19 protein-coding genes are annotated in these 19,499 nt (G+C 71.6%); 12 read left to right on the top strand and 7 right to left on the bottom strand.

The features are described 5' to 3' along the window. Positions 1-12 precede the first annotated feature (12 nt). Positions 13-1,188, top strand: coding sequence for a DUF6177 family protein (locus EDF20_RS04590; protein ID WP_133737828.1), 1,176 nt, complete (start codon positions 13-15; stop codon positions 1,186-1,188). After that, entirely contained in the window at positions 1,178-1,525 is a 348-nt protein-coding gene (locus EDF20_RS04585; RefSeq protein WP_123546572.1) for a hypothetical protein, read from the top strand. Before EDF20_RS04590 ends, EDF20_RS04585 begins: the two co-directional genes overlap by 11 nt. Positions 1,526-1,606: 81 nt before the next feature. Here EDF20_RS04585 and EDF20_RS04580 read toward each other — a convergent pair whose 3' ends face one another. The 5 genes from EDF20_RS04580 to EDF20_RS04560 form a co-directional block, all read right to left on the bottom strand. Beyond that, positions 1,607-2,374: a succinate dehydrogenase iron-sulfur subunit gene (locus EDF20_RS04580; protein WP_123546571.1), complete on the bottom strand. Its 768-nt coding sequence runs from the start codon at positions 2,372-2,374 to the stop codon at positions 1,607-1,609. A 2-nt stretch (positions 2,375-2,376) separates the two neighbouring features. Next, positions 2,377-4,194 carry a succinate dehydrogenase flavoprotein subunit gene (sdhA, locus tag EDF20_RS04575; RefSeq protein ID WP_123546570.1) on the bottom strand — a complete coding sequence of 606 codons (1,818 nt, stop codon included), beginning with the start codon at positions 4,192-4,194 and terminating at the stop codon, positions 2,377-2,379. Between the two features lie 72 nt (positions 4,195-4,266). After that, positions 4,267-4,713: a succinate dehydrogenase, hydrophobic membrane anchor protein gene (gene sdhD, locus EDF20_RS04570; protein WP_123546569.1), complete on the bottom strand. Its 447-nt coding sequence runs from the start codon at positions 4,711-4,713 to the stop codon at positions 4,267-4,269. Between the two features lie 4 nt (positions 4,714-4,717). Continuing rightward, a complete protein-coding gene (gene sdhC, locus EDF20_RS04565; protein WP_123546568.1) occupies positions 4,718-5,176 on the bottom strand; it encodes a succinate dehydrogenase, cytochrome b556 subunit in 459 nt (152 codons plus the stop codon). A gap of 142 nt (positions 5,177-5,318) precedes the next feature. Continuing rightward, a complete protein-coding gene (locus EDF20_RS04560) occupies positions 5,319-6,494 on the bottom strand; it encodes a glycosyltransferase family 1 protein (RefSeq protein ID WP_133737827.1) in 1,176 nt (391 codons plus the stop codon). 137 nt (positions 6,495-6,631) lie between these two features. On the opposite strand from EDF20_RS04560, the gene EDF20_RS04555 reads away from it, so the two are divergent. The 10 genes from EDF20_RS04555 to EDF20_RS04510 all read left to right on the top strand — a co-directional run bounded on the left by EDF20_RS04555 (position 6,632) and on the right by EDF20_RS04510 (position 16,842). After that, positions 6,632-7,750 carry a mannose-1-phosphate guanylyltransferase gene (locus tag EDF20_RS04555; protein WP_123547289.1) on the top strand — a complete coding sequence of 373 codons (1,119 nt, stop codon included), beginning with the start codon at positions 6,632-6,634 and terminating at the stop codon, positions 7,748-7,750. Positions 7,751-7,904: 154 nt separating this feature from the next. Then, the gene (locus tag EDF20_RS04550) at positions 7,905-8,993 is read left to right on the top strand and encodes a BMP family ABC transporter substrate-binding protein (RefSeq protein ID WP_123546566.1); all 1,089 of its coding nucleotides are present in this window, start codon (positions 7,905-7,907) and stop codon (positions 8,991-8,993) included. A 118-nt stretch (positions 8,994-9,111) separates the two neighbouring features. Continuing rightward, positions 9,112-10,632, top strand: coding sequence for an ABC transporter ATP-binding protein (locus tag EDF20_RS04545; protein ID WP_123546565.1), 1,521 nt, complete (start codon positions 9,112-9,114; stop codon positions 10,630-10,632). Beyond that, entirely contained in the window at positions 10,629-11,906 is a 1,278-nt protein-coding gene (locus EDF20_RS04540) for an ABC transporter permease (RefSeq protein WP_123546564.1), read from the top strand. Before EDF20_RS04545 ends, EDF20_RS04540 begins: the two co-directional genes overlap by 4 nt. Continuing rightward, positions 11,903-13,192, top strand: coding sequence for an ABC transporter permease (locus EDF20_RS04535; RefSeq protein ID WP_133737826.1), 1,290 nt, complete (start codon positions 11,903-11,905; stop codon positions 13,190-13,192). Before EDF20_RS04540 ends, EDF20_RS04535 begins: the two co-directional genes overlap by 4 nt. Continuing rightward, positions 13,189-13,608, top strand: coding sequence for a cytidine deaminase (locus tag EDF20_RS04530; RefSeq protein ID WP_279586165.1), 420 nt, complete (start codon positions 13,189-13,191; stop codon positions 13,606-13,608). Before EDF20_RS04535 ends, EDF20_RS04530 begins: the two co-directional genes overlap by 4 nt. Positions 13,609-13,622: 14 nt before the next feature. Next, positions 13,623-14,945, top strand: coding sequence for a thymidine phosphorylase (locus tag EDF20_RS04525; protein ID WP_133737825.1), 1,323 nt, complete (start codon positions 13,623-13,625; stop codon positions 14,943-14,945). A gap of 54 nt (positions 14,946-14,999) precedes the next feature. Beyond that, positions 15,000-16,124 (top strand): adenosine deaminase, encoded by a 1,125-nt coding sequence (locus tag EDF20_RS04520; RefSeq protein ID WP_133737824.1) that lies wholly within the window; start codon positions 15,000-15,002, stop codon positions 16,122-16,124. A gap of 2 nt (positions 16,125-16,126) precedes the next feature. Continuing rightward, positions 16,127-16,573, top strand: a complete 447-nt coding sequence (locus EDF20_RS04515; RefSeq protein ID WP_133737823.1) for a PTS sugar transporter subunit IIA — start codon at positions 16,127-16,129, stop codon at positions 16,571-16,573. Continuing rightward, a complete protein-coding gene (locus EDF20_RS04510; protein WP_123546558.1) occupies positions 16,570-16,842 on the top strand; it encodes a PTS sugar transporter subunit IIB in 273 nt (90 codons plus the stop codon). Before EDF20_RS04515 ends, EDF20_RS04510 begins: the two co-directional genes overlap by 4 nt. A gap of 102 nt (positions 16,843-16,944) precedes the next feature. On the opposite strand, the gene EDF20_RS04505 is transcribed toward EDF20_RS04510, so the two are convergent. Together EDF20_RS04505 and EDF20_RS04500 are read right to left on the bottom strand one after the other, a co-directional pair. Then, entirely contained in the window at positions 16,945-18,633 is a 1,689-nt protein-coding gene (locus EDF20_RS04505) for a phospho-sugar mutase (RefSeq protein WP_133737822.1), read from the bottom strand. Continuing rightward, complete coding sequence (locus tag EDF20_RS04500; protein WP_123546556.1) at positions 18,630-19,460, bottom strand: purine-nucleoside phosphorylase; 831 nt, start codon at positions 19,458-19,460, stop codon at positions 18,630-18,632. Before EDF20_RS04500 ends, EDF20_RS04505 begins: the two co-directional genes overlap by 4 nt. Between the last annotated feature and the right edge of the window lie 39 nt (positions 19,461-19,499).

Raw genomic sequence — 19,499 nt, 5'->3', positions numbered from 1 at the left:
AGACTTGTCGTCGTGGGCACCCCTATCCGACACCCGTTGATCGACGCCGTGAGCGCGCGCGTCGTCCGGGTCGACAGCCGGTCCCGCGTCGTGCGGCTGAGCGCGCCGCTCGCCGACCTCCTGGCCCGCCGCCGGGGTCGTCGCCGGATCGTGATCGTGACGGGGGAGTCCTCCCGACTGACCGTGGGCACGCGGGCCGCTCTCGTGCACGCCGGCGCCGCCTGGGCCGTGCGTGACGAGCACGGCGACCTCCGCGACGGGCTGACGGGCTCCCCGTACGCCGACCTCGACTCCGCGGGCTGGCCGCCGAGCCCCCCGGACGACCTGAGCCGGCAGGAGGTCGCCCCCGAGCCGATCGTCGTCCAGGAGGCGGTCGACACCATCGCGCAGCTCTCCGTCGACCTCACGGTGCTGCACCGCCCCGACCACGACACGACCCTGGGCGGGGCCGTCGAGGTGCTCTCCCGGGCCGTGGCCGGTGCGACGCCCGACAGATGGGGCGAGACCGAGCCGCTGCGGCGGCCCTGGGATCGTTGGGTGCTCACGCAGAGCGCACGTCACGCCGCACCCGCGCTGGTCCGGGTGGTCGTCGAGGGCCCCGGCCTGTCCGGCACCCTCACGGCCCGCGTGACCGAGAACGGCATCGAGGAGACGACCGCCCTCACGATCACGGTGCCCGCCGTCACTCCCGCAGGCGGGGGCGAGACCGACCCCGTCGACGCGGCGGTCGGCCGCCTCACGGAGGCGCTCTCCGAGATCGCCCGCACCTCCGTCCCGACCTTCGCCCTCGTGGTTGCTCGGGAGGGTGAGCCCGACCGCAGCGTCCGGGCGGTCACGTACCCACCGCCCAACCCCGTCGTGCTGCTGATCGGCGCGCCGTCGGTCCAGCGGCTGGGCCTGACGGTCTCGACGATCCCCGTGCCCAGGCCGGTGACGGTCGTCGGTCGCCCGCGCCTCCCGGCCTACGTCGTGCCCCTCGGCGACGCGGCCACCTCCGGCTGGGACGCCCTGCACGACACCCTCGACGCCGTCGGGCCGGAACGCCTGGCCGAGATGGTCTCTCCTCCGCTGCTCGAGGCCTGGGAGGACGATCTCGACGAGCACGACCTCCTGCACGAGCACCGGCGTGCCGACACCGACGCGTCCGCGTCCGACACCGACGAGGAGGCGCCCCCCGGTGCCCCGTGACATCACGATCCTGAGTCCGCACGTCGTCGACGCCCTCGACCTCGCGACCGCCGCCAGGGCGGTCGACGACTCCCTGGGCGTCCGCGAGATCGACGGCGGAGCGGCCCTCCAGGTCTTCGGGGGAGGGGGCGACGCCGTGCTCACCGTGTTCAGCTCGGACGAGGTCACGGTCGCGGGCGAGATCGAGCGGCTCCTGCCGGACCCGCCGGCCGTCCGCCTCCCCGTGCACTGGGTCGACGCCGTCGCGCCCCACGGCCCCGAGGGCGAGCGGGGAGTCTCGGTCGCCCTCCGGCTCGCGCTCGGCCTCGAGGCGACCTGCATCGTCGAGGACGACTGACGACTGACGGGACGGCGAAGGGCCCGGCTCCACCGAGGTGGTGCCGGGCCCTCCTGCGTCTCGCCGGGTCAGCTCGCCGGGTCAGCTCACGGGGGCGACGCTGCCGCGCAGCACTGCGTTCTTGACCTCCGCGATGGCCTTGGTCACCTGGATGCCGCGGGGGCAGGCCTCGGTGCAGTTGAAGGTCGTGCGGCAGCGCCACACGCCCTCCTTGTCGTTGAGGATGTCCAGGCGGACCTGGGCGCCCTCGTCACGCGAGTCGAAGATGAAGCGGTGGGCGTTGACGATGGCGGCCGGGCCGAAGTACTGGCCGTCGGTCCAGAATACGGGGCAGCTGGACGTGCACGCGGCGCACAGGATGCACTTGGTCGTGTCGTCGAAGCGCTCGCGCTGCGTGGCGCTCTGGATGCGCTCCTTCTCGGGCTTCGAGGAGGCCATCAGGAACGGCTGGATCTCTCGGTACGACTGGAAGAACGGCTCCATGTCGACGACGAGGTCCTTCTCGAGGGGCAGCCCCTTGATGGCCTCGACGTAGATCGGCTGCGAGAGGTCGAGGTCCTTGATCAGGGTCTTGCAGGCGAGCCGGTTGCGGCCGTTGATGCGCATCGCGTCCGAGCCGCAGACACCGTGGGCGCACGAGCGGCGGAACGTCAGCGAGCCGTCCTGCTCCCACTTGATCTGGTGCAGGGCGTCGAGCACGCGGTCGGTGGGCAGCACCTGCACGTCGAAGTCCTGCCAGCGCGGCTCGTCGTCGACCTCGGGGTCGAACCGGCGGATGATCAGCGTCGCCGTGAAGGTGGGGACGGCGTCGGAGGCGGTGGGGGCGTTCTCGAGGACTGCGGAGCTCATGCTCAGTACTTCCGTTCCATCGGCTGGTAGTTCGTGATCACGACGGGCTTCGTGTCGAGTCGGATGTGGTCGCCGGCGAGCGACGAGTGCGGGTCGCCCGTCAGGTAGGCCATCGTGTGGACCAGCCAGTTCTCGTCGTCGCGCGTCGGGTAGTCCTCGCGGAAGTGGCCGCCGCGGCTCTCCTGGCGCGAGCGCGCCGAGTACACGACGACCTCGGCCAGGTCGAGCAGGAACCCGAGCTCGATGGCCTCGAGCAGGTCCGTGTTGAAGCGCTTGCCCTTGTCCTGGACAGAGATGTTCTTGAACCGGTCGCGCAGGTCGGCGATCACGTGGGTCACCTCGTCGAGGGTCTCCTCGGTGCGGAACACCTGGGCGTTGCGGTCCATGCTGTCCTGCAGCTCCTTGCGGAGCGTCGCGATGCGCTCCGTGCCGGTGGCGTTGCGGACGTCGGCGACGAGCCCGCGCACGAAGCCGGCGGGGTCCTCGGGCAGCGGCACGAACTCGGCGGTCCTGGCGAACTCGACGGCGTTGTTGCCGGCGCGCTTGCCGAAGACGTTGATGTCGAGCAGCGAGTTGGTGCCGAGCCGGTTCGAGCCGTGCACGCTGACGCACGCGCACTCGCCGGCGGCGTAGAGCCCGGGCACCACCGTGGTGTTGTCGCTCAGCACCTCGGCGTGGACGTTCGTGGGGATGCCGCCCATGGCGTAGTGGGCGGTCGGCAGCACCGGCACCGGCTCCGTGTACGGCTCGACGCCGAGGTAGGTGCGGGCGAACTCGGTGATGTCGGGCAGCTTGGCGTCGATGACGGCAGGGTCGAGGTGCGTGATGTCGAGATAGACGTATTCCTTGTGGGGTCCGCCGCCGCGCCCCTCGCGGATCTCGGTCGCCATGCAGCGGGCCACGATGTCGCGGGGCGCCAGGTCCTTGATGGTGGGGGCGTAGCGCTCCATGAAGCGTTCGCCCTCGCTGTTCCGCAGGATGGCTCCCTCGCCGCGCGCGGCCTCGGAGAGGAGGATGCCGAGCCCCGCGAGGCCGGTCGGGTGGAACTGGAAGAACTCCATGTCCTCGAGGGGCAGGCCCTTGCGCCAGATGATGCCGACCCCGTCGCCCGTGAGGGTGTGCGCGTTCGACGTCGTCTTGTAGATCTTGCCGAAACCGCCCGTGGCGAAGACCACGGACTTGCCCTGGAACACGTGCAGCTCGCCGGTCGCGAGCTCGAGCGCCACGACGCCGGCCGGACGGGCCACGCCGTCGACCTCGCCCATGATCAGGTCGAGCACGTAGAACTCGTTGTAGAAGTCGATGCCGAGCTTGACGCAGTTCTGGTACAGCGTCTGGAGGATCATGTGCCCGGTGCGGTCGGCGGCGTAGCAGGCCCGACGGACCGGGGCCTTGCCGTGCTCGGCCGTGTGGCCGCCGAAGCGGCGCTGGTCGATCTTGCCCTCGGGGGTGCGGTTGAAGGGCAGCCCCATGTTCTCGAGGTCCAGGACGGCGTCGATCGCCTCCTTCGCCAGGATCTCGGCGGCGTCCTGGTCGACGAGGTAGTCGCCGCCCTTGACCGTGTCGAAGGTGTGCCACTCCCAGTTGTCGTCCTCGACGTTGGCCAGCGCGGCGGCCATGCCGCCCTGGGCCGCGCCCGTGTGCGACCGGGTCGGGTAGAGCTTCGAGATGACGGCCGTGCGGGCGTTCGGCCCGGCCTCGATCGCGGCACGCATCCCCGCGCCCCCGGCGCCGACGATCACGACGTCGTGCTGGTGGTAGTGGATGCCGTCGACGACGGAGTCCTGGTCGGACGAGGCGGGAGCGGAGGGAGTGGTCACAGTTCTTTCCGGGGGACGGTGGTGCCGGCGGCGGGACAGGTCGGGGAGGCGGTGGTCGTCACGCCGAGGAGGTCAGGCCGAGCAGATGGACGGGAGCATGTCGGCCGGCGCGTTGGCCGGGCACGGGTCGAACGTCCAGACCACGAGGGTGCCGAGGAGGAGCAGGACGGCCGCCGAGACGACGAGCGTCCCCAGCAGCACACGGCGCACGGCGGGACGGCCGACGTAGTCGTTGACGATGGTGCGCATGCCGTTCGAGCCGTGGATCAGGGCGAGCCACAGGAGCAACGTGTCGTAGACCTGCCAGAAGGGGTTGGCCCACTTGCCCGCGACGAAGCCCCAGTCGATCGCCTTGACCCCGCCCTCGCCCGCGAGCAGGTTGACGAAGAGGTGGCCGAAGATCAGCACGACCAGCACGGCGCCGCTGACGCGCATGTAGATCCAGCCCCACTTCTCCCAGTTGGTGCTGCGGCGGGCGGTGCGCGCGCTGCGCGGGGCCTCGACGGTCTCAGTGGTCATCGCGTTACTCCGAGAAGACGTTCATCAGGTGGCGGGGGGCGAAGCCGGCGAACAGCACCACGGCGACGCCGATCACGATCCAGAAGAGGAGTCGCTGGTGCTTGGTGGCCGGGGCCCAGAAGTCGATGAGGATGATGCGCAGGCCGTTGAGGGCGTGGAAGAGGATGGCGGCCACGAGGCCGGTCTCGCCGAGGCCCATGATCGGGTTCTTGTACGTGCCGATGACCGCGTCGTACGCCTCAGGGCTGATCCGCACGAGGGCCGTGTCGAGGATGTGCACGAGGAGGAAGAAGTAGATGCTCACGCCGGTGATGCGGTGCAGCACCCACGACCACATGCCCTCACGGCCTCGGTACAGCGTGCCGGCGAAACGGCCGCCCTTGCGAGGCTCGGGCACGCGCGACGACGAGCCGCCCGACCTGCCTGCCGGTGACGCCAGTGTTCCCGTCGACTGCTCAGCCATGAGCGGCCCTCCTCGCGGACGAGGCGGTCGGCTGCGATCCGGGGGAGGACAGCCGCGTCCGCCGTGTGCGTTCATAGAACTGTCCCAGCATACGAGCGGGGCACGTGGTCCCGCCGCTTAGGCGGGCCTAAGAACGATCGATCTACTTCGATGTCGAGAGAAGGTCGACCCCCGCGGCCCCGTGGGCGACCGCGGCACGCCGGACGCCGTCACGTGCGGCCTCGTAGTGGTCCAGCAGGTCGTCGCCCACGCTCTCCCACGTGCGGCCCACGACGGCTCGTCGGCCGGCCTCGCCGAAGCGGGCCCTGAGCGCCCCGTCCGCCACGAGGCTGCCGACCGACCGCCTGAGCGAGTGGTCGTGGCGGGGATCGAACAGGTACCCGTCGACGCCGTGGCGCACGAGGTCGAGGGGGCCGCCGGCCGCGGGCGCGACCACCGGGACGCCCGCGGCGTGCGCCTCCTGCACCGTCTGTCCGAACGTCTCCGTCGTGCCCGTGTGGACGAAGACGTCGAGGGCGGCGTAGGCGTCGGCGAGCTCGTCCCCGTGCAGCGGGCCGGTGAAGAGCGGGTCGAGGTGCCGCAGCCGACGGCGGAGGGAGGGCAGCGAGGGCCCGCCCCCGACGACGACGAGACGGACGCCGTCCTGGCGGCGCAGGGCCGCGAGGCGCTCGACCTGCTTCTCGGCCGCGAGCCTGCCCACGTAGCCGACGAGCACGTCGTCCGGGCCCGCGCCGGCCCGGGAACGGAGCAGCGACGCGCCCGCGCCCCCACGGCGGTTCGGGTGGTACCGACGGGCGTCGACGCCGCGGCCCCACGTCGCCAGGCGCTGCACCCCGGCCCGCTCGAGATCCCGCAGGGAGGCGGTCGACGGCACGAGCGTGACGGTCGCCTGGTCGTGGATGCGGCGCACCAGCCGCCACGCCACGGCCTCGGTGACCGTGCCGAGCCCACTCGCCGCCGCGTAGCGGGCGACGTCCGTCTGGAAGACCGCGACGCTCGGCAGGCCGAGCCTGGCCGCCGCCGAGATCGCCTGGGCGCCGAGCAGGAACGGCGAGGCGACGTGCACGACGTCCGGGGCGAACGCCGCGATCGCCCCGGCGACCTGGGGGCCGGGCAGCCCGACGGGGAACTGGCGGTACGCGACCGACGGGACGCGGTGGACGCGGGCGCCCGCGTAGGAATCGTGCCCGCGGCCCGCCGGGGCGATGACGAGAGCCTCGTGGCCACACCGCTCCAGGTGGTCGAGCACCCGCAGCACGCTGGTGGTCACGCCGTTCACGGTGGGCAGGAAACTCTCGGTCACGATGGCGACCCGCATGGGCACTCCTCGACTCGGCGTGCCACCAGGCTGCCGCGCGGTCGTGGCCGGTCGGAGCCGGTGCCGTGACGGGCGGGTGTCGGGGTGGTGAACGAGTGCCCCGTGGCTCGCAGCGCGGCATCGCTAAGGTGGCCGACATGACCCCCCAGGACGCCGCCGACCGCTTCTACAGCATCATCCCCGCCGGGGGCATCGGCTCCCGCCTGTGGCCACTCAGCCGTGCGGACGCGCCGAAGTTCCTGCACGACCTCACCGGCAGCGGGTCGACCCTGCTCCGCGGCACCTGGGACCGCCTCGCGCCCCTCGCGGGCGAGCAGCGGATCATGGTCGTCACCGGTCGTGCCCACCGAGCCGCCGTCGAGGCGCAGCTCCCCGCCCTCGCGGACCACAACGTCGTCCTCGAGAGCGAGCCGAAGGACTCGACGGCCGCCATCGGCCTCGCCGCGGCCATCCTGCGTCGGCGCGAGCCGGACGTGATCATCGGCTCGTTCGCGGCCGACCACGTGATCGCCGACGTCCGGGGCTTCGGACGCGCCGTGCGCGAGGCCATCGCCCTCGCCGACGCGGGCTGGATCGCGACGATCGGCATCACCCCGACCGAGCCCGCGATCGGCTTCGGCTACATCCACGTGGGGGAGGGCCTCGACGTCGAGGGCGCCCCGAGCGCCCGCAGGGTCGAGTCGTTCGTCGAGAAGCCCGATCTCCCCACCGCCGAGGGCTACGTCGCCGGGGGCGACCACCTCTGGAACGGGGGCATGTTCATCTCGCGTGCCGACCGCCTCCTCGAGCAGCTCGGCGAGACGCGGCCCGAGCTGCTGGCGGGCCTCGAGGAGCTCGCCGAGGCGTGGGACACGTCGAGGCGCGGCGCCGTCGTCGACGCCGTCTGGCCGGGCCTCGAGAAGATCGCGATCGACTACACGGTGGCCGAGCCCGCCGCGGCCGCCGGGCGCCTCGCCGTCGTGCCCGGCGACTTCGACTGGGACGACGTCGGCGACTTCGCGTCGATCGCCAAGCTGCACTCGGGCGGTCGCAAGAGCGACCTCGCCATCCTCGGCGAGAACGCCCGCGTGCTGTCCGACGCCTCGAGCGGCATCGTCGTGGGTCACAGCGGCCGGCTCATCTCGCTGATCGGCGTGAACGACATCATCGTGGTCGACACCCCGGACGCGCTGCTCGTCACGACGACGGCCAACGCGCAGCGGGTGAAGAGCGTCGTCGACGCCCTCAAGCTCAGCGGCCGCAGCGACGTCCTCTGAGCCGGGCGGTGTTTCGGCGCCGTTACGTCCCGGTCGCGCTTGTGTAACGCCTCCGCATCACTCCGTCCGGACGGTCGGGACCGGCCGTCGCAGTAGGTAACCTGTCGCCATACGTGCCCGGCTTCTGGTGCCGGGCTGCATCTTGGAGGACAACTTGACTACAACTGCGCGTAGGGCCGTCTTCAGCGGCCTCGCACTGGCCAGCAGCGTCGCCATCCTGGCCGGCTGTGCCTCGGCCCCCGAGGGCGACGGCGACGCGGCCGGCGGCTCGGGCAGCAGCGACTTCGTGCCCTGCATGGTCTCCGACGCGGGCGGGTTCGACGACAAGTCGTTCAACCAGCTCGGCTACGAGGGCCTCACCGAGGCGGCTGAGGCCGAGGGCGCCGAGGCCAACACGGTCGAGTCGGCCGACGAGACGGTCTACGACGCGAACTTGTCGAACCTCGCCGACCAGGGCTGCAACCTGATCGTGACGGTGGGCTTCGCGCTCGCCGACGCGACCAAGACCGCCGCCGAGACGAACCCGAACATCGACTACGCCACCATCGACGACGCGTCCATCACGGCCGACAACGTCAAGCCCATCACCTTCAACACGTCCGAGGCGGCGTTCCTCGCGGGCTACGCGGCGGCGAGCTACTCGAAGACGGGCACTGTCGGCACCTTCGGCGGCATGCAGTTCCCGACCGTCACCATCTTCATGGACGGCTTCGTCGACGGCGTCGAGTACTACAACGAGCAGAAGAGCGGCGACGTCGAGGTCGTCGGCTGGGACGTCGCGTCGCAGACCGGCACCTTCACGGGCGGCTTCGAGGCCGGGACTACGGCCAAGCAGAGCGCGCAGACGCTGATCGACCAGGGAGCCGACGTGATCCTGCCGGTCGGCGGCCCGATCTACCAGAGCGCCGCCGAGGCGATCCGCGACTCCGGCTCGGAGATCGTCCTCGTCGGCGCCGACTCCGACACCTACGAGACGGACAGCGCCAACAGCGACCTGTTCCTCACCTCGGTGCTCAAGGGCATCAAGCAGGCGACGGACGACGTCACCACGCAGGCCTCCTCGGGCGACTTCTCGAACGAGCCCTACGTCGGCACGCTCGAGAACGACGGCGTCGGCATCGCTCCGTTCCACGACTACGAGGACAAGGTCGACGCCGGCCTCTCGGACGAGCTGGACACCATCAAGGCGGGCATCATCGACGGCTCCATCACCGTCGAGTCGCCCTCCTCGCTGACGAACTGACACCAGTCCGCAGCACGTCAGGCATCGATTAGCATGGCCTGATCGAGGGCCCGGGCAGGACGGTCTCCACCGTTCGTCCCGGGCCCTTCCCACGCCTACACCGAGGTAGATTGACGAGATGAAGCTCGAGCTCAAGGGCATCACCAAGCGATTCGGCGCACTGACCGCCAACGACCACATCAGCCTCACCGTCGAGCCAGGAGAGATCCACGCTCTCCTGGGCGAGAACGGTGCCGGCAAGTCGACCCTGATGAACGTCCTCTACGGCCTGTACCAGGCCGACGAGGGCGAGATCCTGCTGGACGACGTCGTCCAACAGTTCGCAGGCCCCGGCGACGCCATGGCTGCCGGCATCGGCATGGTGCACCAGCACTTCATGCTCGTGCCCGTCTTCACCGTCGCCGAGAACGTCATGCTCGGCCACGAGGAGACGAAGGGCGGCGGTCGCCTCGACCTGGCCGCCGCGCGCGCCAAGGTGCGGGACATCTCCCGTCGCTTCGGCTTCGACATCGATCCTGACGCCGTCGTCGAGGAGCTCCCGGTCGGCGTCCAGCAGCGCGTCGAGATCGTCAAGGCGCTGTCGCGCGACGCGAAGGTGCTCGTCTTCGACGAGCCCACCGCCGTGCTGACCCCGCAGGAGACGGACGAGCTGATGGGCATCATGCGCCAGCTCCGCGACGCGGGCACCGGCATCGTGTTCATCACCCACAAGCTGCGCGAGGTGCGCGAGGTCGCGTCGCGGATCACGGTCATCCGCCTCGGCAAGGTCGTCGGCGAGGCCGAGCCCACCGCCAGCAACGCCGAGCTCGCCTCCCTCATGGTCGGCCGTGCCGTCGAGCTCACGGTCCAGAAGGGCCCGGCCGATCCCGGCGAGGCCGCCCTCGTCGTCGAGTCGCTCCGGGTGGTCGACCCGATCGGCCAGGTCGTCGTCGACGACGTCTCGTTCGAGGTGCGTCGCGGCGAGGTCCTCGCGATCGCGGGCGTCCAGGGCAACGGCCAGACCGAGCTGACGGAGGCGATCCTCGGGCTGCAGCCCCGGGTCCAGGGCCGCGTCTCCCTCGACGGTCGCGACATCACCGGCCACAGCGTCCGTCGCGTGCTCGACGCGGGCGTCGGCTTCGTCCCGGAGGACCGCAACGAGGACGGCCTCGTCGGCGAGTTCACGGTCGCCGAGAACCTCATGCTCGACCGGTCGCAGTCCGGCCCCTTCGTGCGGCGCGGGTCGCTGCGGCTCGCCGAGCTCGCCGCGTTCGCCGTCGAGAAGGTCCGCGAGTTCGACATCCGCACCCAGGGCATCTCCACGCCGGCCGGCCGCCTCTCCGGCGGCAACCAGCAGAAGGTCGTCCTCGCCCGCGAGCTGAGCCGTGACCTGCGGCTCTTCGTCGCGGCTCAGCCGACGCGCGGCATCGACGTGGGGTCGATCGAGTTCGTCCACAAGCGCATCGTCGCGACGCGCGACTCGGGAGTGCCCGTCATCGTCGTCTCCACCGAGCTCGACGAGGTCGTCGCGTTGGCCGACCGCATCGCGGTCATGTACCGCGGCACGATCATCGGCATCGTCCCGGCCGACACCCCGCGCGACGTGCTCGGGCTCATGATGGCCGGCGAGGCCCCCCAGGCGAAGGAGACCGCGGCGTGAGCGACGCGACCACCACGACCACCCCGGCGCCCCAGGGCGCACCGACGGGCGGCGGCCAGGAGGCAGGCGACTCGCGCGGCTCGCGCCTGCTGCGCGAGATCACCACCGGCAACGCGGCGATCTCCGTGCTCGCCGTCGTGCTGGCCCTCGTCGTCTCGGGCCTCCTTATCGGCTTCACCGATCCCGACGTCCAGTCGACGACCGGCTACTTCTTCTCCCGCCCCTCCGATTTCTTCCAGGCCTTCTGGGCGTCGGTCGGCGGCTCTTACTCGTCCCTGTTCCAGGGAGCCGTCTACAACTTCCGGGTCGACGGCTTCGCGGCGGGCATCAGGCCCCTGACCGAGACGCTCAACTACTCGGTGCCGCTGATCGCCGCCGGTCTCGGCGTGGCGCTCGCGTTCCGCGTGGGCCTCTTCAACATCGGCGCGCGCGGCCAGATGCTCATCGCGGCCGGCGCGGCGGGCTGGGTCGGCTTCTCGTTCGACCTGCCCCTCGCCGTGCACCTGCCGCTGGCCCTGCTCGCGGGGATCGCGGGCGGTGCGGTCTGGGGCGGCATCGTCGGTCTCCTCAAGGCCCGCACCGGCGCCCACGAGGTGATCCTCACGATCATGCTCAACTACGTCGCCTTCTACCTGATCGCGTACGCCCTGCGCACCCCCGGTCTGCTGCAGGCACCGGGCAGCCCGAACCCCAAGTCGCCGGCCACGCTCCCGAGCGCGATCCTCCCCGACCTGTTCGGCGCGCGGTACAACCTCAACTGGGGCTTCCTGCTGGTCATCGTGATCACGGCCGTCGTCTGGTGGCTCATCAACCGGTCGACACTGGGCTTCCGCTTCCGAGCGGTCGGCGAGAACCCCCACGCCGCGCGCACCGCCGGCATGAACGTCAAGAACATCTACCTCTACGCGATGCTCATCTCTGGTGCCCTCGCCGGCGTGGCCGGGTCGACCCAGGTGCTCGGCACGCTCACCACCGGCTTCACGTCGGGCATCGACGCGGGCATCGGCTTCGACGCCATCACCGTCGCGCTCCTCGGCCGATCACGCCCCTGGGGCGTCTTCGGCGCGGGCATCCTCTTCGGCGCCCTCAAGGCCGGCGGCTACTCCATGCAGGCGGCGAACGGCGTCCCCATCGACATCGTCCTCGTCGTCCAGTCCCTGATCGTGCTGTTCGTGGCGGCCCCGCCGCTCGTCCGCAGCATCTTCCGTCTGCCCGCGCCGGGAGCCCCTCGGGCTCCCCGCGGCTCGAAGAAGGAGGCGGTGGTCACCAAGTGAGCACCCTCACCCCCGACACGGCGGTCCCCGCCGCGCCGACCCCCGGCCTCAGCCGCACCGCCACGCGCAGCTACAAGGCGCCGATCGCCTTCGCGGTCTTCACCGTCGTCGCGGTCGTCCTGTTCGTCGTGAACCCGCGGGAGGGGTCGAGCACGTTCCGCCTCGCCACCTCGACCGACTTCTTCGCGCTGCCCGACGCCGTGCTGCCCTCGGCGGCCACGGGCGTCGCGCTCACGGTCGTGCTCGCGGTCGTGACCGCGCTGGCGTTCCTGCTCGCACGGCGTGCGCAGCGCGTGCCGATCTGGCTCGTCGCCGTCTTCGGCGTGCTCTTCCTCGTCGCCTTCCTGACCTGGACGAGCGCCGACGCCACGATCCCCGTCCCCGGCCTCCTCCTCGGGGCCCTCGCGCTCAGCACGCCGCTGATCTTCGGCGCCCTCGGCGGCGTCATCAGCGAGCGGGTCGGCGTCGTGAACGTCGCCATCGAGGGCCAGCTGCTGGCGGGCGCCTTCGTCTCGGCCGTCGTCGCGTCCGCGACCGGGTCCGCGTACGTGGGCCTCGCCTCCGCCATGGTGGCAGGCGTGCTCGTGTCGATGGTCCTGGCCGTCTTCAGCATCCGCTACATCGTCGACCAGGTGATCGTGGGCGTCGTGCTCAACGTGCTCGTCACGGGGCTCACCAGCTTCCTGTACTCGCAGGTCCTCACGAAGTCGGACGCCCTCAACCAGGGCGTCCGGTTCCCGCAGCTGCCGATCCCGGGGCTCAGCCAGATCCCGATCGTCGGGCCGGTGTTCTTCCGGCAGACGATCATCGTGTACCTGATGTACATCGCCATCGCCGTGGTGTTCTACGGGCTGTTCCGCACCCGCTGGGGCCTCCGCCTCCGAGCCGTCGGCGAGCACCCGCAGGCTGCGGACACCGTGGGCATCAAGGTCAACGCGACCCGCTTCTGGAACGTCTCGCTCGCGGGCGCCATCGCCGGTCTCGGCGGGGCCTACTTCACGCTCGGCTCGCTCGGCAACTTCCAGAAGGAGATGACGGCGGGCGCCGGCTTCATCGCGCTCGCGGCGGTCATCTTCGGCCGGTGGGACCCGATCAGGGCGACGCTCGCCGCGCTGCTGTTCGGCTTCGCCTCGAACCTGCAGAACGTGCTCGGCGCCATCGGGTCACCCGTCCCGAGCGAGTTCATGCTCATGCTGCCGTACGTCGTCACGATCTTCGCCGTCGCCGGCCTCGTCGGCCAGTCCCGGGGCCCGGCCGCGTCCGGCAAGCCCTACGTGAAGTCGTGAGCGTCGCCGAGACGACCGACTGGGAGGCGCTCCGTCAGGCCGCCCGGGAGGCGATGGCCAAGGCGTACGTGCCGTACTCGGGGTTCCCGGTGGGGGCCGCCGCGCTCACCGCCGACGGCCGTCTCGTCACCGGCTGCAACATCGAGAACGCCTCGTACGGCATCACCCTCTGCGCCGAGTGCTCGCTCGTCACCGACCTCGTCATGGGAGGCGGCGGCCAGCTCGTCGCGTTCGCCTGCGTCGACGGCAACGGCGGCGTGCTGATGCCCTGCGGCCGGTGCCGCCAGCTGCTGTACGAGCACTCCCACGAGACGATGGTGCTCGACACCGTCTCCGGCCTCAAGACCATCGACGAGGTGATCCCGGACGCGTTCGGGCCCCGTCAACTCGAGCAGTACCGCGACTCGCAGTCGTAGCTAGGAGCACCACCATGACCACCAGCGACACCTCGTCCACCGCATCCTCGGCGGCCGTCGAGCCCTTCGACACCGTCGACCTCATCCGGGTGAAGCGCCGCGGCGACGCCCTCGAGACCCCTCAGCTCGACTGGCTGATCGACGCGTACACGCGCGGGTACGTCGCCGACGAGCAGATGGCCGCGCTCACGATGGCGATCTTCCTCAACGGCATGGAACGCCGCGAGATCCGCGACATGACGCTGGCGATGATCCGCAGCGGCGAGACCATGGACTTCACGGGCCTCGGCAAGACGACGGTCGACAAGCACTCGACCGGGGGAGTGGGCGACAAGATCACCCTCCCCCTCGCGCCCCTGGTCGCCTCCTTCGGGGTCGCCGTCCCCCAGCTCTCGGGCCGTGGCCTCGGGCACACGGGCGGCACTCTCGACAAGCTCGAGTCGATCCCCGGCTGGCAGGCGTCGATCTCGAACGAGCGCATGCGCGAGATCATGGCCGACTCGGGCGCGGTCGTCTGCGCCGCCGGCTCGGGCCTCGCCCCCGCCGACGGCAAGCTCTACGCGCTCCGCGACATCACCGGGACGGTCGAGGCGATCCCGCTGATCGCGTCGTCGATCATGAGCAAGAAGATCGCGGAGGGCACGGCCGCGCTCGTGCTCGACGTGAAGTTCGGCTCGGGCGCCTTCATCCAGGACATCGAGCAGTCGCGCCTGCTGGCGCAGACCATGGTCGACCTCGGCAAGGACGCGGGCGTCGCGACGACCGCCCTGCTCACCGACATGAACGTCCCCCTCGGCCTCACGATCGGCAACGCGCTCGAGGTGCGCGAGTCGGTGGAGACCCTCGCCGGAGGCGGTCCGTCCGACATCCGGGAGCTCACGGTCGCGCTCGCCCGCGAGATGCTCACGCTGGCGGGTCAGCCCGACGCCGACGTCGAGGCTGCCCTCGACGACGGCCGGGCGATGGACGCCTGGAAGACCATGATCCGGGCCCAGGGCGGCGACCCCGACGCGGCTCTGCCCACCGCCCGCGAGACGCACGTGGTCACCGCGACGCGCAGCGGCTTCGTCACCGACCAGCAGGCGCTGCCCTTCGGCATCGGTGCCTGGCGCCTCGGTGCCGGCCGGGCGCGCAAGCAGGACCCGGTGCAGGCCGCTGCCGGCATCGAGCTGCACGCCAAGCTCGGCGACGCCGTCGTCGAGGGGCAGCCGCTCTTCACCCTGCACGCCGACGAGCCCGCCCGCTTCGAGCGTGCGCTCGAGGCCGTCGAGGGCGCTTGGACCATCGGCGACGAGCGCGTCGAGCGCGGCCCCCTGGTCGCCGGACGCGTCTCCTGACCGACGGGCGGCGACCCCCAGCAGCGTGACGGTCGGCGGCGGTAGCCTTGTCCCATGAGCGCACCGGACAAGGACTACCGCCTGCCTGACGGCGGACCCCGCATCGCCCCCCTGCCGAAGGTGTCGTTGCACGACCACCTCGACGGCGGGCTGCGGCCCCAGACCATCGTCGAGCTGGCCGACGAGATCGGCTACGAGCTGCCCGTCACGGGCGGGGCCGACGAGCTGGGGCGCTGGTTCGTCGACAGCGCCGACTCGGGCAACCTGCCTGACTACCTGAAGACCTTCGACGTCACGACCGCGGTCATGCAGACCGAGGCCGGCCTCGAGCGGGTCGCCCGCGAGTTCGTGCTCGACCTGGCTGCCGACGGCGTCGTCCACGGCGAGGTCCGCTGGGCTCCCGAGCAGCACCTGCAGGGCGGGCTGAGCCTCGACCAGACCGTCGAGGCGGTCCAGCGCGGCATCGAGCAGGCGATCGACCAGCTCGACGGCGAGGGCCACGTCATCTCCGTCGGCCAGCTGGTCACGGCGATGCGGCACGCCGACCGCGGCCTCGAGATCGCGCAGCTCGCGATCAAGCACCGCGAGGCAGGCGTGATCGGGTTCGACATCGCCGGGGCCGAGGCGGGCTTCCCCGCGTCGAACCAGCGGCCGGCCTTCGACCTGTTGGCCCGCGAGTTCATGCCCGTCACCGTGCACGCCGGCGAGGCCGACGGCCTCGAGAGCATCCGCAGCGCGCTCCTCGACGGCCGGGCCCTCCGACTGGGGCACGGCGTCCGCCTCGCCGAGGACATCCGGGTCGTCGCGTCCGCGGGCGACCAGACGACCGTCGAGCTCGGCCCGATCGCCGCCTGGGTCCGCGACCGTGAGATCGCGCTCGAGCTCTCGCCGCAGTCGAACCTCCAGACCGGCGCCATCGCCGCCTGGGGCCGCGACCTCGACGACCACCCCTTCGACCTGCTCTACCAGCTCGGCTACTGCGTCACGGTCAACACCGACAACCGTCTGATGAGCGACACGAGCCTGACGAAGGAGCTGGCGCTGCTCGCCCAGGCGTTCGACTACGGCCTGTCCGACCTCGAGACGTTCCAGCTCAACGCCGCGGCGTCGAGCTTCCTGCCCCTCGAGGACCGCGAGGCGCTGGCCGACCGCATCACGGCGGGCTTCGGGGAGGTCTGACCGTGGCGCTCCCGTCCCTGCCGGACTCGGCCGTCGTCATCGCCGCCGACGCCCCCGACTGGCGTGCCGCCGTCCTTAGAGCGGGCGACGCGCTCGTCGCCTCGGGCTCCACGCGCGACGGCTACGGCGACGAGATGGTCCGCATGATCGAGGAGCACGGCCCGTACGTCGTCATCGCGCCCGGCCTCGTGCTGGCGCACGCCCGCCCCGACGAGAGCGTCCTGCAGGACGGCCTCGCGGTGGTGACCCTCGCCGAGCCGGTGCCTTTCGGCCACCCGCACAACGACCCCGTGAGCGTCGTCCTCGGCCTCGCGGTGGAGTCCGTCGGCGGCCACCTCGAGTCCATCGCCGACCTGGCGAACGTCTTCAACGACTCCACGGTGATCCCGGCGCTGGCGGCCGCCGCGAGCGCCGACGAGGTCCGTCGGCTGATGGGGATGACCGCATGAAGATCGTGACCATCTGCGGTGCCGGCATCGGCAGCAGCGGGATCCTCAAGGTCAACGCCGAGCGCGTCCTGGCGCGGCTCGACATCGAGGCCGACGTGGTCGCGGCCGACGTCGCCTCCATCGGCACCGTCGCGGACGACGCGCAGGTGATCCTCACGTCGCAGGAGTTCGTCGAGGCGATCGGGGCGACCTTCGCGGACGTCATCGTCATCCAGAACCACTTCGACCAGGCCGAGCTCACCGAGAAGCTGCAGCGCTCGCTCGGCTGATCAGGGGCGCCCACCTGGGCACGGGACGAGGAGGGGCCAGGACGCACGACGTGCGACCTGGCCCTTCCTGCGGTCGGCAGGCCTGCCGACCGGCGACCTCGGCTAGCTCAGCAGCTCGCGCATCCCCGCGTCGAGGTCGGCGACGGCCTCCTCGGCCGCGACGCGGCGGCCGCGGGCGTCGCCCTCGGTGCTCGACGCATCGATGTAGACCTTGAGCTTGGGCTCGGTGCCGCTGGGGCGCACGATGACCCGTGACCCGTCGGTGAACCACCAGCGCAGCACGTCGCCGGCGGGGAACCCGCCGAAGCCGTCGCGGAAGTCGTCGACACGATCGACGCGGTGCGAGCCCACGGTCGCGGGAGGCGCCTCCCGCAGGCGGCTCGTCAGCCGGCCGATCTCGGCGAGGTCGTCGACCCGCAGCGAGATCTGCGACGACGCGTACGCCCCGAAGCGCTCGTCGAAGGCGACCAGGTGCTCGGCGACGGTCGAGTCGGCGGCGGTGAGCTCGGTCGCCAGCGCGAGGAAGTCGACGGCCGCGGAGATGCCGTCCTTGTCGCGGACCTTCTCGGGGTCGACGAGGTAGCCGAGGGCCTCCTCGTAGCCGTACAGCAGCCCGCCTACGCGGGAGACCCACTTGAAGCCGGTGAGGGTGTCGACGTAGTCCAGGTCGTAGCGGCGAGCGACCTCCCGAAGGGCCGGCGACGAGACGATGCTCGCGGCGAGGGTGCCGTCGACGTCGTCCCGCCGGGCGCGCTCGGCGGCCCGCCAGCCGAGCAGCGCGCCGACCTCGTTGCCCGAGAGGCGGCGCCAGCCGTCGGCCGTCGGCACGGCGACGGCGAGCCGGTCGGCGTCGGGGTCGTTGGCGATCACCAGGTCGGCCGAGACGCGGTCGGCGGTGGCGAAGGCGAGGTCGAGCGCGCCCGGCTCCTCGGGGTTGGGGAACGCCACGGTCGGGAAGTCGGGGTCCGGCGCGGACTGCTCGGCGACGGGGATCGGCTCGACGAAGCCCGCCTGGGCGAAGACCCGACGGGCGACCTCCCACCCGACGCCGTGCATCGCCGTGTAGACGACGCGGGGCTGCGTGCCGGAGGCGGCGGTGCCGGCGAGCGCGGCCGTGCGGCGGACGTACTCGCCGACGAGGTCGTCGCCGGCCTCGGACCAGTCGTCCGACCGGGGCAGCTCGCTCACGGGGCGGGTGGCCGCGTCGTCGATGTGGGCCGCGATCTCGGCGTCGACCGGCGCGACGATCTGCGACCCCGCGTCGACCCCGCCGAGGTAGACCTTGTAGCCGTTGTCCCGTGCGGGGTTGTGGCTCGCGGTCACCATGACCCCGGCGCTGACGTCGAGGTGGCGAACGGCGAAGGCCAGCACGGGCGTGGGCAGGGCGCGGGGGAGGATCGTCGTGCGGACGCCGGCCGCGGCCATGATCTCGGCCGTGTCCCGGGCGAAGACGGCACTGTTCTTGCGCCCGTCGTAGCCGATCACGATCGAGGGAGCGCTCTCGCGACCGGTGAGGAACGCCGCGAACCCGGCCGCGGCCTGGGCGACGAGCACGCGGTTCATCCGTGCTGAGCCGGCTCCGAGGGCACCACGGAGCCCGGCGGTGCCGAAGGCGAGACGCGAGTCGAAGCGGTCGTGCAGGTCGGCCAGGGCGGCGGCGTCGCCGGACTCGACCGCCGCGAGGACGGCACCGAGCTCGTCGCGCGTCTCGGCGTCGGGGTCCTGGTCACGCCACGAGCGGGCGGCGGCGACCAGCGCCGCCTGGTCGCCCCGTGCCGCGTGGTCGGTCACAGGGCCGCCACGATGCGAGCCAGCAGCTGGCTGATGGCGGCCTCGGCGTCCTTGCCTGCCTGCAGCACCTCCTGGTGGCTCAGCGGCGTCTTCTGGATGCCGGCGGCGAGGTTCGTGATGAGCGACATGCCGAGCACCTCCATGCCGGCCTCGCGGGCGGCGATGGCCTCGAGAGCGGTCGACATGCCCACGATGTGGCCGCCCATGGCCTTCGCCATCTGGACCTCGGCGGGCGTCTCGTAGTGCGGCCCGCGGAACTGCGTGTAGACGCCCTCGTCGAGGGTCGGGTCGATGCCCTTGGCGAGCTCGCGCAGACGCGCCGAGTAGAGGTCGGTGAGGTCGATGAACGTGGCGCCCTCGAGGGGGCTGTCGGCCGTGAGGTTGATGTGGTCGCTGATCAGGACGGGGCTGCCGGGCGTCCACGTCTCCTTGATGCCGCCGGCGCCGTTCGTGAGGATCATCGTGCGGGCGCCCGTGGCGGCGGCGGTGCGGACGCTGTGCACGACGCGGCGGACGCCGTGGCCCTCGTAGTAGTGCGTGCGGGCACCGATGACGAGGGCGTTCTTCCCGCTCGGCAGCGCGATGCTGCGGATCGAGCCCGTGTGGCCGACGACCGCCGACGCGCTGAAGCCCGTGATCTCGGTCGCCGGGATCTCGGCGGTGGTCTCGCCGATCAGGTCGGCGGCCTTCGCCCAGCCGCTGCCCAGGGTGAGGGCGACGTCGTGGTGGGCTACGCCGGTCGCCTCGGCGATCTGGGCGGCGGCGGTGCGGGCGACCTCGAAGGGGTCGGCGGCACCGTCGAGGGGGTGCGTGGGTGTCTCGGACATGCCGTCCACTCTAGGTCCCGTGCCCCGGTTCGCTCGGCT

This window comes from Frigoribacterium sp. PhB116 (genome assembly GCF_004364285.1).
In the GTDB taxonomy this organism is placed as follows: Bacteria; Actinomycetota; Actinomycetes; order Actinomycetales; family Microbacteriaceae; genus Frigoribacterium.
The sequence above is the reverse complement of the archived record's forward strand: the minus strand, read 5'-3'. Positions and strand labels throughout refer to the sequence as shown.

Bases quoted from the DNA above. Each gene is read 5' to 3' on its own strand.
- EDF20_RS04580 (WP_123546571.1), bottom strand. From the start codon at position 2,374: ATGAGCTCCGCAGTCCTCGAGAACGCCCCCACCGCCTCCGACGCCGTC.
- sdhD (WP_123546569.1), bottom strand. From the start codon at position 4,713: ATGACCACTGAGACCGTCGAGGCCCCGCGCAGCGCGCGCACCGCCCGC.
- sdhC (WP_123546568.1), bottom strand. From the start codon at position 5,176: ATGGCTGAGCAGTCGACGGGAACACTGGCGTCACCGGCAGGCAGGTCG.
- EDF20_RS04560 (WP_133737827.1), bottom strand. From the start codon at position 6,494: ATGCGGGTCGCCATCGTGACCGAGAGTTTCCTGCCCACCGTGAACGGC.
- EDF20_RS04555 (WP_123547289.1), top strand. From the start codon at position 6,632: ATGACCCCCCAGGACGCCGCCGACCGCTTCTACAGCATCATCCCCGCC.
- EDF20_RS04545 (WP_123546565.1), top strand. From the start codon at position 9,112: ATGAAGCTCGAGCTCAAGGGCATCACCAAGCGATTCGGCGCACTGACC.
- EDF20_RS04525 (WP_133737825.1), top strand. From the start codon at position 13,623: ATGACCACCAGCGACACCTCGTCCACCGCATCCTCGGCGGCCGTCGAG.
- EDF20_RS04520 (WP_133737824.1), top strand. From the start codon at position 15,000: ATGAGCGCACCGGACAAGGACTACCGCCTGCCTGACGGCGGACCCCGC.
- EDF20_RS04510 (WP_123546558.1), top strand. From the start codon at position 16,570: ATGAAGATCGTGACCATCTGCGGTGCCGGCATCGGCAGCAGCGGGATC.
- EDF20_RS04500 (WP_123546556.1), bottom strand. From the start codon at position 19,460: ATGTCCGAGACACCCACGCACCCCCTCGACGGTGCCGCCGACCCCTTC.